The organism is Streptococcus parasanguinis, from assembly GCF_047465465.1.
GTDB classification, from domain to species: Bacteria; Bacillota; Bacilli; order Lactobacillales; family Streptococcaceae; genus Streptococcus; species Streptococcus parasanguinis_AI.
This window is the reverse complement of sequence record NZ_JASGZU010000001.1, coordinates 610,152-622,954: the sequence shown is the minus strand read 5'-3', so window position 1 is coordinate 622,954 and position 12,803 is coordinate 610,152. Positions and strand designations below refer to the sequence as shown.

The following is a 12,803-nucleotide window of genomic DNA, read 5'->3' as shown; positions in this document are numbered from 1 at the left end:
ATGTTGAAGCGTTCCTTTTTTAGTGACCTCTATAAATATTGTAGTTTACCTACTTTTAAAATTACTTTTTTTCTTATTTTAGGAGTCAGCATATTTTTTTCAATTCAAAATATCCAGGTGATAAATGCTTTAGTAGAAGGAAATGGACAGGCTGTTAACCTTGATCCATCTATGCTATCATCGAATCCAGTCTATACAGTCAGGGATGCTCTCTTATCCTCACCCTACCAAGCAAGTGTTATTTTCTTACCAATCTTAGTTTCACTTGTTTATTCAACCCATTACCAATTTGGTGATGATAATTTTACTCAGTTATTGATTCCTAACTGGAAAGTTCGTCTTACTGGTTTTATTACAAGTTCAGTTGTCTTATCGATATTTTCTACTTTAGTATTTTCTATAGTAAATTTTGTTGTTTTACTCGTTTTTCTAGATTCAACTTTAAGGAATTATTTAGAATTTACTTTGTTTTTAGATGTTACGGTAAGAGTTATGATATTTGCGATCGTTCTTACTTTATTAGCTATACTTTTCGTAATAGTAACGAAAAAATCAGTGACTTCATTAATTGCAGTTGTTTTGTTATTGGTGATCACTTTATCAGGTATTCTAAGAGGAATTTCCTCTAAAATAGAAAATCTCTTGCCTTTGATTGGAGCAAAGTCATTTGCTTTTGGCCGAATTGAAGGGATTCAAACGAGCCAATTATATGGATTTACACTTTTAGTAGTAGAAGGAATCTTGTTCTTGGTATTCATAATGCTTGTAGAAATGATTCGAATGAGGAGGAAGAATGGCAAGAATATTTTTTAGTCTTATTGTCAAAAAATATAGTTTAAAACCCGTGAAGTACCAGATAGCTATACAGTCCCTTTTTATAGGTTTTGTGTGTCTCTTAGGTGTTTTACCAGTTGCAATCAATGATACTGTTGTACAATTATCTATAAAGCAAGCTCTTGTTTTTGCATCAATACTCTCAGTTAGTATTGGGTGTGTTAATGCATTTGTTGAGTTACAATCACACGAAACAAAACTAGTTTATTTGGTAAGTGGAAAAAGGATCTTAAGTTCAATTCGGATCCTGTTCGTAGAATTATGTGATGTAGTACTACAATCAACCTTGTATTTCATTGTACTGCTTGTATGGTTTCATTTTTTTAGTAGCGAAAATGGTGTCAGTTTAGAACTTTTCAGTTTCTATTTGATTGGCTCCATCCAATATTTTTTAATTTCTTACTTTTTAAGTTATTTTTTCAAAAGTCCAATGGGGAGTTTAGCTATTTTGCTGCTATTTCCTATTTTGGTACAACCATTCATAGAAAGAGTAGTGGAACCATTGACTAGTTATCTATTTTATAATATTGTTGCGGATACCATTTTAGGTAGTGCTTCCAATTTTCAACTCTGTATTTACGTTGTTGGATTTGTATGTTCACTTGGGGTAACTCTCTACCTCTTGGTAAGGAATCAAGAAGTTAAGTAGTAAATAAAAATGATACTGATGAGCAAACCTTGCTAATTTTGTATATCATGGACACTGATGTTTATTACGTATTGCATTGTTTTAGAATAAAAGACAAGACTTTCGAAGTAATTGCGAGAGTCTTGTTTAGTTTTCACTCTAATGCGTGTCCAATTAATTATTTTGTAATATGTTGTTTTCCCTTTCATTCCTCATCTCAGAGAATTCTAGTGATTTATGGTAAAATAAGGTCTATATATGTGAGGTCAAAGAGATGATTAATCGAGTAACAGATAACAAATTTAAACTAGTATCCAAATACCAACCGTCTGGGGATCAACCGCAGGCCATTGAACAGTTGGTGGATAACATCGAGGGTGGTGAGAAGGCGCAAATCTTGATGGGAGCAACTGGTACGGGGAAGACCTACACCATGAGCCAGGTTATTGCCCAGGTCAATAAGCCTACCTTGGTCATCGCCCACAATAAAACCCTAGCAGGCCAACTTTATGGAGAGTTCAAGGAATTTTTCCCTGAAAATGCGGTTGAGTACTTCGTATCTTACTATGATTACTACCAGCCAGAAGCCTATGTGCCATCGAGCGATACTTATATCGAAAAAGATAGCTCTGTCAATGATGAGATTGACAAGCTTCGTCACTCCGCAACATCAGCTTTGTTGGAGCGTAACGATGTGATTGTTGTGGCCTCTGTCTCTTGTATCTATGGTTTGGGTTCGCCTAAGGAATATGCCGATAGCGTGGTCAGCTTACGTCCAGGTCTCGAGATTTCTCGTGATCGTTTGCTCAATGACCTGGTGGACATTCAGTTTGAGCGCAATGACATCGACTTTCAACGGGGGAAATTCCGTGTCCGTGGAGATGTGGTCGAGATTTTCCCAGCTTCGCGTGATGAGCATGCCTTTCGAGTCGAGTTTTTCGGGGATGAGATTGAGCGGATTCGTGAGATTGAAGCTTTGACCGGCCAGGTTCTAGGAGATGTGGACCACTTAGCGATCTTCCCAGCCACTCACTTCGTGACCAATGACGACCATATGGAAGTGGCGATTTCCAAGATTCAGGCGGAACTAGAGGAGCAGTTGAAGGTCTTTGAAAAGGAAGGCAAGCTCATAGAAGCTCAACGCTTGAAGCAACGGACTGAGTATGATATTGAAATGTTGCGGGAAATGGGCTACACTAATGGGGTCGAAAACTACTCCCGTCATATGGACGGACGGAGTGAAGGAGAGCCACCTTACACCCTTCTTGACTTCTTCCCTGAAGATTTCCTCATCATGATCGATGAAAGTCACATGACCATGGGCCAAATCAAGGGCATGTACAATGGAGACCGCTCGCGCAAGGAGATGCTGGTCAACTATGGCTTCCGTTTGCCATCTGCCTTGGACAACCGGCCACTGCGTCGTGAAGAGTTTGAAAGCCATGTCCACCAGATTGTCTATGTGTCAGCGACACCAGGTGACTATGAGATGGAACAGACGGATACCGTGATCGAGCAGATTATTCGTCCAACTGGTCTTCTGGATCCAGAAGTGGAAGTACGCCCTACCATGGGACAAATGGACGATCTCTTGGGTGAGATCAATGCGCGTGTAGAACGTGGAGAGCGGACCTTTGTCACCACCTTGACCAAGAAGATGGCAGAAGACTTGACCGACTACTTTAAGGAAATGGGTGTTAAGGTCAAATACATGCACTCGGATATTAAGACCTTAGAGCGGACAGAAATCATCCGTGATTTGCGTCTGGGTGTTTTTGATGTCTTGGTCGGAATCAACCTGCTTCGCGAAGGGATTGACGTTCCTGAGGTAAGCTTGGTTGCCATTCTCGATGCGGACAAGGAAGGTTTCCTCCGTAATGAGCGAGGGCTCATTCAGACCATTGGCCGTGCAGCCCGTAATAGTGAGGGTCACGTGATCATGTATGCGGACACCGTGACCCAGTCTATGCAGAAAGCCATCGATGAAACGGCCCGCCGTCGTCAGATTCAGATGGCCTATAATGAAGAGCATGGCATTGTGCCACAAACCATTAAAAAGGAAATCCGTGATCTCATCTCTGTTACCAAGGCGGTGGCCAAAGAAGAGGACAAGGAAGTGGACATCACCAGTCTCAACCGCCAAGAGCGCAAAGAACTGGTCAAGAAACTGCAAGGCCAAATGCAAGAAGCCGTCGAAGTGCTTGATTTCGAGCTGGCAGCGCAAATCCGCGATATGATGTTGGAAGTGAAGGCCTTGGATTAGAAAGGATAAAGCGATTGAAGTTTATCATTAAAACAATGGAAACTCCTGAAGAGATAGAAGGAAAATCTCTCGTTCATTGGCAAACGTGGAGAGAGGCTTATGACGATCTTTTACCCGCGGATTTTCAGGAGACGATGACATTAGAAAAATGTCGATTCTTTAGTCAAAAATATCCAGAAAATACCTTGATTGCGATGGATGGAAAGAAGGTCGTTGGATTTATCAGCTATGGAAATTACCGTGATGAGACCATTCAAGCTGGTGAAATCATTGCCTTATATGTTTTAAAAGATTACTATGGAAAAGGTGTGAGTAAACAGTTAATGCATGCTGCATTTGCTGCTCTTGATCCATTCTCTGAAATTTATTTATGGGTATTGAAAGATAATAAGCGAGCCATTGCTTTCTATCAAAAAATGGGTTTTACTTTTGATGGCCAAGAACAAATACTTACACTTGGAAAACCTGTTAAGGAATTGCGGATGATGTGTTCTTCAAATAAAAATTCCTAAAGGACGTATCTATCAATCTTTGAAACATTATCAATTAATCAAGTAAAAATATAAAAGAGATAGAATGAACCAAAGAGATGAAGGAGAAGACGAATGAAGATTCTAGTCATCAATGGGCATCCGGATAAGGAAAGTTACTGTCAGGCTATTTTTCAAACCATTGTAGAAAATATTGACCCAGGTCGCCATGAACTTAAAGTGATCAGTCTCAATGATGAGGACTTTGATCCGGTTCTTCGCTATGGCTACCGAAAGCGGATGGAAGAAGATCCCTTTATCCTTCGTTCTCAAGAATGGATCCAGTGGGCGGATCACCTGATCTTTGTCTATCCCATCTGGTGGAGTAGTATGCCGAGCCTTATGAAGGGCTGGATCGACCGGGTCTTTACACCGGGGATTGCCTACTCGGCAAATGATCAGGGTAGCTTTATCTGGAATTACTTTAGAGGCAAACAATTTAAGAAGTTGCTCAAAGGGAAAACAGCCAGTATTTATGCGACCTCCATGGCGCCTACTTGGTGGTACAAGATTTTTTCAGGTTCTCTTAACATTCCTGATAGTTATGGCATCTCTGTTTTGAAGAATGCCGTCTTGAACCACTGTGGGATTAAAACCAAGCGCGTCTGCATCTTAGGAGAAGTCGGCCGGGATGTGAATACCGCTAGCATGCGGGAACAGCATCTCCAAAAGGTAGCAGCAGAAGTGAAGAAACTCTGATCCTGTCCTTGTCTTTGTTGGACATTTCTAGGCAAGCGGTTGTATTCTTAACGGATGTTGGATAAAATAGAATTAAAATCTATGGGAAATAGGGGAAATAAATATGTTGCTGTTTATGTATATGATCTATGTCATCTATTTCATTTCAAAACTGAAAAAAGAAGATAAAAGAGTCTCTCTATTTACGAAGATTGTTGTTTATGGTTTATTGGTTTTATCATTGATTAAGATCTATTTCGGCATAGTGGCATTTATATTTTCCCCTTTACCACTAATTGGTTCAATAGTTTCTTTAGCTCTTGGTGGTATGAGATTGGTTCTTAAAATAGTTATAGCACTTAGCTTACTTTTATTATCGCTAAGTCTATTCTTAGACAGCAAAAAAAATGATCCGGATACGCCCCTTATAGAACATTGGCTCCGGTTAGGTTATCATATTCTGTTGATGTTACTTTAGGAGATCCAGTTTAAACCAATTACTAAGAAAGGGAGATCAACATGAGAAAGTATCGGAACCTGTTTCGAATCTTGTATCTGATTTTGTTGCTTTTTGTTTTTGCTAACTTCCTTTTGGACTTCAATGGTTGTGCCTTTACGCCGCTCCTCTGGAATCCCTGGCTGTATCTTGGAGCTGTGACGGCTTTTAGTCACATCTGGTATCGCTTCTATCGAAAACATGCACCAAATTGGAAGAATCTTGTGAGTGTTCTCTTGAGTCTCTTTGCTAGCCTGATTCTAGCATTTTTCATTGAGTTGTTCTTTACCTTTGATGGCCATGGTCCGGTAACGATTCACTCGGAATATTATTTAAAAGAGAAGTCAATTGTCTTTCAGAGAGGCTCTCTTTTGGATGACTATGATGAATACCATGAGCTGGTAAATCCCTTTGTGATGAAAAAAGAGATAAAGAAAAAGGTTTATATTGATTAATTGTCAATATCATAGAAAGGAAATATATGTCACGCGAAACATCTACCATTTTAACAAATCTATGTCTGATTGAAGACACTTCAACGAATAAAGTTGTCCTCCAATACCGCTCACCTGAAAAGACTCACTGGGCTGGCCATGCTTTTCCAGGTGGCCATATCGAAGAAGGAGAAAGCCTTGTAGAATCCGTCATTCGTGAAGTCTACGAAGAGACAGGACTGACAATTGCAGATCCAAAACTGGTCGCAGTCAAAGACTGGGAGCCAGATGAGGGAGGCCGCTATATTGTCTTTTGCTACAAAGCAACAGAATTTACAGGCCAGCTCAGATCATCTGAAGAAGGAGAAGTTTCTTGGGTTGAGAAGGACCAATTAGAAAAGTTGGACTTGTCCTACGACATGCTTCCTCTGCTGGAAGTGATGGAAGACCCGGACTTGTCTGAGTTCTATTATCGCAAACGGACAGACGACGACTGGGAAAAATTAAGATTTTAAGTAAAGGGACTAGAGGTATCTAGTTCTTTTTTCTCTTCAAATTTCTCTTCAAAGATAAAATGTTGCTTAAAGCATTGAGAATGTTCCATTAGTGCTTGAATCTGCTTTAAAAAAGTACTATAGTATAAGCATAAAATACAATTGTAATCTTTCATACTGTGAATAGAAAGAAGGCAAGATATGAAATTACAATTTAGAATCCTGATAGGAATTTGCTTCTTGATCGGTGCCTTAGTCTTTGCCTTTCAAAAGGAATGGTTGTACGCTTTGCTGTTGCTTTTGGTTGGGGCTTATTACCTTTATAAAGGAGTGCGTCGATGAAGAGTGAGTGTTTAAACATCAAGGGGCTAAACGTTTGGTATAAAAAAGACAAGCCCATTATAAAAGATACGAATTTGTTTGTACCCAATCATTCTGTAGTCGGGTTGATTGGTCGAAATGGAGCAGGGAAGACAACCTTGCTAAAAGCTTTAAGTAGTGTCTTTGATCATCGGCAGTATGTAGTTGAGTCTATTACCATAGAAGACAAGGCGACCTCTTTTCATACGAATTTCTATAAGAGCTGTACCTATACAGTTTTTACTGAAAACAATAGTTTTTTAAACTGGGATTTTGTTCATTATTTTAATTTTGTCTGTCGTTTGTATCATCGAAAGAGAGATGAAACGTTATTGCAGGACCTGATTTCAAGCTTTCATTTTGAAGAGTTTCTCAACACCGATATCGGTAGTTTGTCAACGGGAAATAAGAAGAAAGTCTTCTTGATTACAGCTTTTTATCTCAAACCTCCCCTCCTTATTTTGGACGAACCATTTGATGGCCTAGATTTTGATGCGACAGAATTTCTATATGGTTTGCTATTGCAGTATAAGGAAGAAGGCTCTATTCTGATGAGTTCGCATATCGCAGAGAGTATCGTTCGGGTGTGTGACACAGCTTATTCTATTGAAGATGGTCACCTAGACGCGATCGAATCGAATCTAGAAGATTGGTTTCATGACGTCAATCGTCAGAGGGGGTAGAGCATGCTACTAGCTATTTTTAGAGATTTGGTATCCAAAAATCGGCTCTTCTTGTTCTTGACTTCCTTAGCTTTTGCTCTTTATTACCATGTTGTTGGGGGCAAATTTTCTACGAGCTTTCAAGTCTTATTGATCAGTACGGCTATTGTCACTGCTCTATCAACCTTTCAATTGTTGTATTCCTACTTTTCGATGGACAGGGTCCAGGCCTATTACCAGCTTCCTTTGTCTCTCAATCGTTTCAAAGGTTCTTTTCTGACGGTAACCTTTCTTCTCAATTTGTTAGAGCGCGTGCTGTTATTGATCCTCTTTTTGGGAGTCAAGTTAGACCTGCCACAATCCTTTAAGCTTGTCCTCCTATCTTTACTGGTGGTATTGAGTGTGTTTTATGTCTTTATCCAGTTCAATACAAGGCCCAGTTTTCTAGGTGAGGTGCTCATTTTTGTAACGACTGTTCTTACAGTCTCTTCTTTATGGCTCCAACAAGTGTCCTATATGATCTTACTGTCAGCCCTCCTTGCTGTCTTAATTTTTAAAAATGAGGACCTGGTCGCGATTTCAAAAAATGATCAGTTGCTCGTCGCAAAGAGAAGAAGTGGCAATTATTTTTGGCTTTCCTTGTTTCAAGAGCGCTATTTTTCCATCAATTTTGTCTTTACCCTCATCTTCCTCCTTCTCATTCTGATACAGGATTATGATGCTCCTTTAAAAATCATCATTCTTTTAACGATGGCTTCTGTCAATACGCCATTAACCACCCTCATTTCCGCGGATAAAGATTTGATTGATCATGTTAAGTCCCTTCCTAAGAGTTGGTTCTTTTACTTGATGTATTACCGTGTATTGCTGACTTATTTCTTAGCTGTGAATCTATTTGTTGCTCTATTATTAAAAATGGTGGTCATGCCTGACTTGGGGATTCTATTTTTACTAGGAGTCATGATTCTAGCAGTAGTGGAAGCTTTTTTGCACTTACTTATTGAAATCTATTTCCCTTTAAGAAAATGGAATTTAAAGAGGGAATGTTGGAAGCACCCACGAAAATACATTGTTCCTAGTATCGTCTTCTTACTTAGTTGGAGTCTCCTTTTCTGTTTCTAAGGAATTGCTCCTTCGCTTGTATCTATACCTTAATTGTAGTATGATAGAGGAGTTGAAAAGATGCTAGAAAAGGTGGCAAGTATATGAAAGATTTTCACTTTGATGCAATTGCTGCATTTGAAAATTACGAAATCGAAAAGATGAGAGATGGCCATGTAGTGGTGACAACCAAGGTCGTGGAATCATCGCTCAATTATTATGGAAATGCGCATGGAGGCTATCTCTTTACCCTGTGTGACCAAGTCAGTGGTTTGGTCGTGGTTTCTCAGGGGGTCGATGGTGTGACCTTGCAATCCTCCATCAATTACTTGAAAGCAGGGCGCCTAGGAGATGTCCTCACGATTCACGGGGAATGTGTCCACAGTGGACGGACGACTCGAGTTGTGGATGTTGATATTACCAATCAAGACGGTGTCAATGTCTGCAAGGCAACCTTTACCATGTTTGTTACGGGAGTGAGAGATGAATCCGCACAAGTACGCATTTAAAAATTATATTTTTGATTTTTATGGAACCTTGGTAGACATCGAAACCGATGAGTCAAGTCCAGTTTTATGGGATACCATGGCTCAGATTTACCAATCCTACGGGGCAAGCTACACAGGAGAAAGTCTGCGCCTGCGTTATAGAGAGTTGGTGCAACAAGCTGAAGAAGACTTGGCCAAGGAAAAACAAGTTGCCCATCCTGAGATTGATCTGACAGTCATTTTTGTGCAATTGTATTTAGAAGGCCATCCAAGCGGGAATAGTGTTGTCCACCTCAAAGAGTGGGGACGTTTGATTGCGCGGACTTTCCGTGTCCTTTCTCGCAAGCGGTTGGAGCTCTATCCTCACACGAAAGAAGTATTAGAGGATATGAAAGCTGCAGGTTGCCGGATCTTTCTCTTATCCAATGCCCAAGCGGATTTTACCAATCCGGAGATTGATTTGGTTGGTTTGAGAGAACTTTTCCATGCCATTTACTTGTCATCTGATGCAGGTATTCGCAAACCTCAGCCAGAGTTTCTCTTGGAAGTGATGAAAGAACACCAGTTGAACCCTGAGAAAACGGTCATGGTGGGGAATGACTTTACGACAGATGTCGCCGTGGCCCAAAGTATCGGGATGGAGAGTATCTTGATCAATACCTTCCCATATTCTGATGTTGAACTTCGCGAGAAGAATCAAGCAGGTGTGCGCGTGATTCAAGATATTCGAGAATTACAGGAAGATTGAAAAATATGATCTATGTAGGGAGGCCAAGTCGCCTCCATTTTTCTTGAAAATGCTACAGTCGAGCAGGATTTGTCAAATTTTCGCTTTCATGGTATACTATGAAAGTTAATTTGAATAAGGAGATAAACATGAATAACTTACCAAACTGTCCAAAATGTAACTCTGAATACGTCTATGAAGATGGAGCGCTCTTGGTGTGCCCAGAGTGTGCGTATGAATGGAACCCAGCTGAGGTCGAAGAAGAAGAGGGTGTCGTAGCGATTGATGCCAACGGAAACAAATTGGCTGATGGCGATACAGTGACCTTGATCAAAGATTTGAAAGTGAAGGGTGCACCGAAAGATTTGAAACAAGGTACGCGCGTGAAAAACATCCGTATCGTTGAAGGAGACCACAACATTGATTGTAAGATTGATGGCTTTGGTGCAATGAAGCTCAAATCAGAATTTGTGAAGAAGATCTAAAGAACAGTACACAAATTGATAGAGTTGTTTAAGTTTATAATGGAACTTTCCGCTGTGAGAAAAGTACTTGAAACAGTATTGATTCAAGTACTCGGGAGTTTTGAAACTTTAGGTTCAAAACTAAGTCATGGAACTTCGTAGAAGTTCGCTGACGTCCGTCCTCACTTAAGGAAAGTTCCTGATTAAACTGAAGGGGCTACCCCCTTTTCTTTCAGGAGAATACTATGAAATTCAAACTATTATTTAGCTATCGTTTTCTATTGTTTATTTTAAGTGTGCTCGGCGTTTATCTGCAACTGACCAAGCATGGTGGCTTTGGCATGATGCTCTATTACACCATTTTATCCAACATGTTGGTCATGTTCTTCATGGGAGATATGGTTTGGCGCATGGTTCGAGGTCGTTCGACCCAGACTCAGGGCTACCTTCGTATGAAAGGCGCAGTTACTATGTCCATTATGATTACCTGTGTCATCTACCACTTTATGTTGGCGCCTATTGCGACACCAGAGAAGTTTTATCGTTTGGAAAACTTCCTCTGTCATTACATCGTTCCTTTGATGTTCTTCTTTGATACCCTAGTGATTGATAAAGCCAAGCAATACCGTAAGCTCGATCCTTTCTTTTGGACCTTGATTCCACTGGCTTACATGCTCTTTGCTCTTCTCAATGGTTTGGTCTTGAAGTGGCCAATTCCAGGTGCAAAAGATAGTCCCTTTGCCTATTTCTTTATCAATGTTAATAAATACGGCTGGGCCTTTGTTGGCAAATGGGTGGTGATCATTTTTATCGCCTATCTCTTGGCTGGCTATGTGCTCTATGGGATCAAAAATATTAAGCGAAAATCGGCTGTTTCTGAGTAAAAGCCGAACGTTATTCAGACGAAAAGTCATATCTTTAAATTTTTTTGAAAAATGTTGAGTTTTTTCTTGCATGTCGTTTGAAACTGTGATATAGTTATCTCAATTAAATAAATCCTTTAATCCTGTCCCGTGAGGCAGGCAAGGAGACTGTGAAAAACAATGGCTAGGACCATAGGGCGAGACTCTATCCTCTTAGACCATTCATTTGCTGAACCTCCTTGAAAAAGGAGGTTTTTCTTTTACAACTAAGGAGGACTGAATGAAAACCAAAGAAGTCGTTGATGATTTGACGATGAAACGGGCCATTACCCGGATCACCTACGAAATCATTGAACGAAACAAAGATTTAAGCCAGATTGTGCTGGTGGGAATCAAGACGCGCGGTGTTTACATTGCTCGCCGGATCCAAGAACGCCTCTCTCAGCTGGAACAAATTGATGTCCCTGTTGCAGAACTCGATACCAAGCCTTTCCGAGATGACATGAAGGCGACAGAAGATACGACGGTGTTACCAGTTGATATCGCTCATAGAGAGGTCATCTTGATCGATGATGTCCTCTATACAGGTCGCACGATTCGCGCTGCCATTGACAATCTGGTCAGTCACGGTCGTCCTGCTCGAGTAAGTCTTGCGGTTCTAGTCGATCGTGGGCATCGGGAGTTGCCGATTCGTCCGGACTTTGTTGGGAAAAATATCCCAACCAGTAAGTCAGAGGAAATCATTGTCGAGATGGTGGAGCTAGACGGCCAAGACCGCGTCCTCATCAAAGAAGCTTAAACAAATTGTAAACTATTTGCATTCACATTTTAAAAGGAGAATCAACATGTCTGAAAATCAAATCGCTCTTAAAAACCTTGTCTCAATGGAAACTCTTACCAATGAAGAAGTAATGGCATTGATCAAACGTGGGATTGAGTTCAAAAACGGAGCTAAAGCATCCTACGAAGACCAACACATCATCTCAAACCTTTTCTTTGAACCTTCAACTCGTACCCACAAAGCCTTTGAAGTGGCAGAGTTGAAATTGGGATGTGATCTCCTTGACTTTGATGTGAAGACAAGTTCTGTGAACAAAGGGGAAACACTTTACGATACCATCTTGACCATGTCAGCTCTTGGAGTAGATGTCTGTGTCATCCGTCACCCTGAAGTGGACTACTACAAAGAATTGGTTGAAAGCCCAACGATCACAGCCTCTATCGTCAATGGTGGGGACGGTTCAGGTCAACACCCAAGTCAAAGCTTGCTTGATTTGATGACCATTTACCAAGAATTCGGTCACTTTGATGGCTTGAAAGTTTGTATCGCTGGGGACTTGGATCATTCACGTGTGGCAAAATCAAATATGCAAATCTTGAAACGTTTGGGAGCAACCCTTTACTTTGCAGGTCCAGACGAATGGAGAAGTGCGGAATTTGAAGACTATGGAAGTTTCGTCACTATCGATGAAGTCATTGAAGAAGTAGATGTGATGATGTTCTTGCGTGTGCAACACGAACGTCATGATTACGAATCACTCTTCTCTAAAGAAAACTACCACCGTCTTCATGGTTTGACTCAAGAACGTTATGACCGTATGAAAGATACAGCGATCTTGATGCACCCAGCACCAGTCAACCGTGACGTTGAAATTGCGGACCACTTGGTAGAAGCTCCTAAATCACGCATCGTAGAACAAATGACCAACGGTGTCTTTGTCCGTATGGCCATCATTGAAGCCGTCCTTAAAGGTCGCGGTGCAAAATAAGAAAACTGACAA

The 12,803-nt window shown here is 40.6% G+C and carries 16 protein-coding genes; all 16 read left to right on the top strand.

What is annotated here, in order from left to right:
- The gene (locus QM351_RS03170) at window positions 1–813 is read left to right on the top strand and encodes a hypothetical protein (protein WP_070505488.1); all 813 of its coding nucleotides are present in this window, start codon (window positions 1–3) and stop codon (window positions 811–813) included.
- Complete coding sequence (locus QM351_RS03165) at window positions 794–1,483, top strand: hypothetical protein (protein ID WP_070505490.1); 690 nt, start codon at window positions 794–796, stop codon at window positions 1,481–1,483. Before QM351_RS03170 ends, QM351_RS03165 begins: the two co-directional genes overlap by 20 nt.
- Before the next feature lie 253 nt (window positions 1,484–1,736).
- Entirely contained in the window at window positions 1,737–3,725 is a 1,989-nt protein-coding gene (uvrB, locus tag QM351_RS03160; RefSeq protein ID WP_414326506.1) for an excinuclease ABC subunit UvrB, read from the top strand.
- Window positions 3,726–3,739: 14 nt separating this feature from the next.
- Entirely contained in the window at window positions 3,740–4,237 is a 498-nt protein-coding gene (locus tag QM351_RS03155; RefSeq protein ID WP_414326504.1) for an N-acetyltransferase family protein, read from the top strand.
- A 93-nt stretch (window positions 4,238–4,330) separates the two neighbouring features.
- Window positions 4,331–4,954, top strand: a complete 624-nt coding sequence (locus QM351_RS03150) for an NAD(P)H-dependent oxidoreductase (RefSeq protein WP_414326502.1) — start codon at window positions 4,331–4,333, stop codon at window positions 4,952–4,954.
- A gap of 498 nt (window positions 4,955–5,452) precedes the next feature.
- A complete protein-coding gene (locus tag QM351_RS03145) occupies window positions 5,453–5,884 on the top strand; it encodes a hypothetical protein (RefSeq protein ID WP_414326500.1) in 432 nt (143 codons plus the stop codon).
- Between the two features lie 26 nt (window positions 5,885–5,910).
- Window positions 5,911–6,378, top strand: coding sequence for an 8-oxo-dGTP diphosphatase (locus QM351_RS03140; RefSeq protein WP_414326498.1), 468 nt, complete (start codon window positions 5,911–5,913; stop codon window positions 6,376–6,378).
- A 180-nt stretch (window positions 6,379–6,558) separates the two neighbouring features.
- Window positions 6,559–6,699, top strand: a complete 141-nt coding sequence (locus QM351_RS03135) for a hypothetical protein (RefSeq protein WP_414326497.1) — start codon at window positions 6,559–6,561, stop codon at window positions 6,697–6,699.
- Window positions 6,696–7,400, top strand: a complete 705-nt coding sequence (locus tag QM351_RS03130) for an ABC transporter ATP-binding protein (protein WP_070449037.1) — start codon at window positions 6,696–6,698, stop codon at window positions 7,398–7,400. Before QM351_RS03135 ends, QM351_RS03130 begins: the two co-directional genes overlap by 4 nt.
- Window positions 7,401–7,403: 3 nt before the next feature.
- Window positions 7,404–8,501: a hypothetical protein gene (locus QM351_RS03125; protein WP_414326494.1), complete on the top strand. Its 1,098-nt coding sequence runs from the start codon at window positions 7,404–7,406 to the stop codon at window positions 8,499–8,501.
- A gap of 83 nt (window positions 8,502–8,584) precedes the next feature.
- Window positions 8,585–8,989 carry a PaaI family thioesterase gene (locus QM351_RS03120; RefSeq protein ID WP_061590603.1) on the top strand — a complete coding sequence of 135 codons (405 nt, stop codon included), beginning with the start codon at window positions 8,585–8,587 and terminating at the stop codon, window positions 8,987–8,989.
- Window positions 8,964–9,716, top strand: a complete 753-nt coding sequence (locus QM351_RS03115) for an HAD family hydrolase (protein WP_414326492.1) — start codon at window positions 8,964–8,966, stop codon at window positions 9,714–9,716. The genes QM351_RS03120 and QM351_RS03115 overlap by 26 nt, the downstream gene beginning before the upstream one ends.
- 128 nt (window positions 9,717–9,844) lie before the next feature.
- Window positions 9,845–10,180 carry a zinc ribbon domain-containing protein YjdM gene (locus QM351_RS03110; protein WP_003016288.1) on the top strand — a complete coding sequence of 112 codons (336 nt, stop codon included), beginning with the start codon at window positions 9,845–9,847 and terminating at the stop codon, window positions 10,178–10,180.
- 224 nt (window positions 10,181–10,404) lie between these two features.
- Window positions 10,405–11,043 carry a Pr6Pr family membrane protein gene (locus tag QM351_RS03105; RefSeq protein ID WP_049471803.1) on the top strand — a complete coding sequence of 213 codons (639 nt, stop codon included), beginning with the start codon at window positions 10,405–10,407 and terminating at the stop codon, window positions 11,041–11,043.
- 259 nt (window positions 11,044–11,302) lie between these two features.
- Window positions 11,303–11,821 carry a bifunctional pyr operon transcriptional regulator/uracil phosphoribosyltransferase PyrR gene (pyrR, locus tag QM351_RS03100; protein WP_003001719.1) on the top strand — a complete coding sequence of 173 codons (519 nt, stop codon included), beginning with the start codon at window positions 11,303–11,305 and terminating at the stop codon, window positions 11,819–11,821.
- A gap of 46 nt (window positions 11,822–11,867) precedes the next feature.
- Complete coding sequence (locus tag QM351_RS03095; protein WP_003001617.1) at window positions 11,868–12,791, top strand: aspartate carbamoyltransferase catalytic subunit; 924 nt, start codon at window positions 11,868–11,870, stop codon at window positions 12,789–12,791.
- Window positions 12,792–12,803: the final 12 nt, after the last annotated feature.

Excerpts from the sequence above, each read along its gene's own strand:
- QM351_RS03170 (WP_070505488.1), top strand. The coding sequence starts at position 1 with ATGTTGAAGCGTTCCTTTTTTAGTGACCTCTATAAATATTGTAGTTTA.
- QM351_RS03165 (WP_070505490.1), top strand. The coding sequence starts at position 794 with ATGGCAAGAATATTTTTTAGTCTTATTGTCAAAAAATATAGTTTAAAA.
- uvrB (WP_414326506.1), top strand. The coding sequence starts at position 1,737 with ATGATTAATCGAGTAACAGATAACAAATTTAAACTAGTATCCAAATAC.
- QM351_RS03150 (WP_414326502.1), top strand. The coding sequence starts at position 4,331 with ATGAAGATTCTAGTCATCAATGGGCATCCGGATAAGGAAAGTTACTGT.
- QM351_RS03145 (WP_414326500.1), top strand. The coding sequence starts at position 5,453 with ATGAGAAAGTATCGGAACCTGTTTCGAATCTTGTATCTGATTTTGTTG.
- QM351_RS03140 (WP_414326498.1), top strand. The coding sequence starts at position 5,911 with ATGTCACGCGAAACATCTACCATTTTAACAAATCTATGTCTGATTGAA.
- QM351_RS03135 (WP_414326497.1), top strand. The coding sequence starts at position 6,559 with ATGAAATTACAATTTAGAATCCTGATAGGAATTTGCTTCTTGATCGGT.
- QM351_RS03130 (WP_070449037.1), top strand. The coding sequence starts at position 6,696 with ATGAAGAGTGAGTGTTTAAACATCAAGGGGCTAAACGTTTGGTATAAA.
- QM351_RS03125 (WP_414326494.1), top strand. The coding sequence starts at position 7,404 with ATGCTACTAGCTATTTTTAGAGATTTGGTATCCAAAAATCGGCTCTTC.
- QM351_RS03120 (WP_061590603.1), top strand. The coding sequence starts at position 8,585 with ATGAAAGATTTTCACTTTGATGCAATTGCTGCATTTGAAAATTACGAA.
- QM351_RS03115 (WP_414326492.1), top strand. The coding sequence starts at position 8,964 with ATGAATCCGCACAAGTACGCATTTAAAAATTATATTTTTGATTTTTAT.
- QM351_RS03110 (WP_003016288.1), top strand. The coding sequence starts at position 9,845 with ATGAATAACTTACCAAACTGTCCAAAATGTAACTCTGAATACGTCTAT.
- QM351_RS03105 (WP_049471803.1), top strand. The coding sequence starts at position 10,405 with ATGAAATTCAAACTATTATTTAGCTATCGTTTTCTATTGTTTATTTTA.
- pyrR (WP_003001719.1), top strand. The coding sequence starts at position 11,303 with ATGAAAACCAAAGAAGTCGTTGATGATTTGACGATGAAACGGGCCATT.
- QM351_RS03095 (WP_003001617.1), top strand. The coding sequence starts at position 11,868 with ATGTCTGAAAATCAAATCGCTCTTAAAAACCTTGTCTCAATGGAAACT.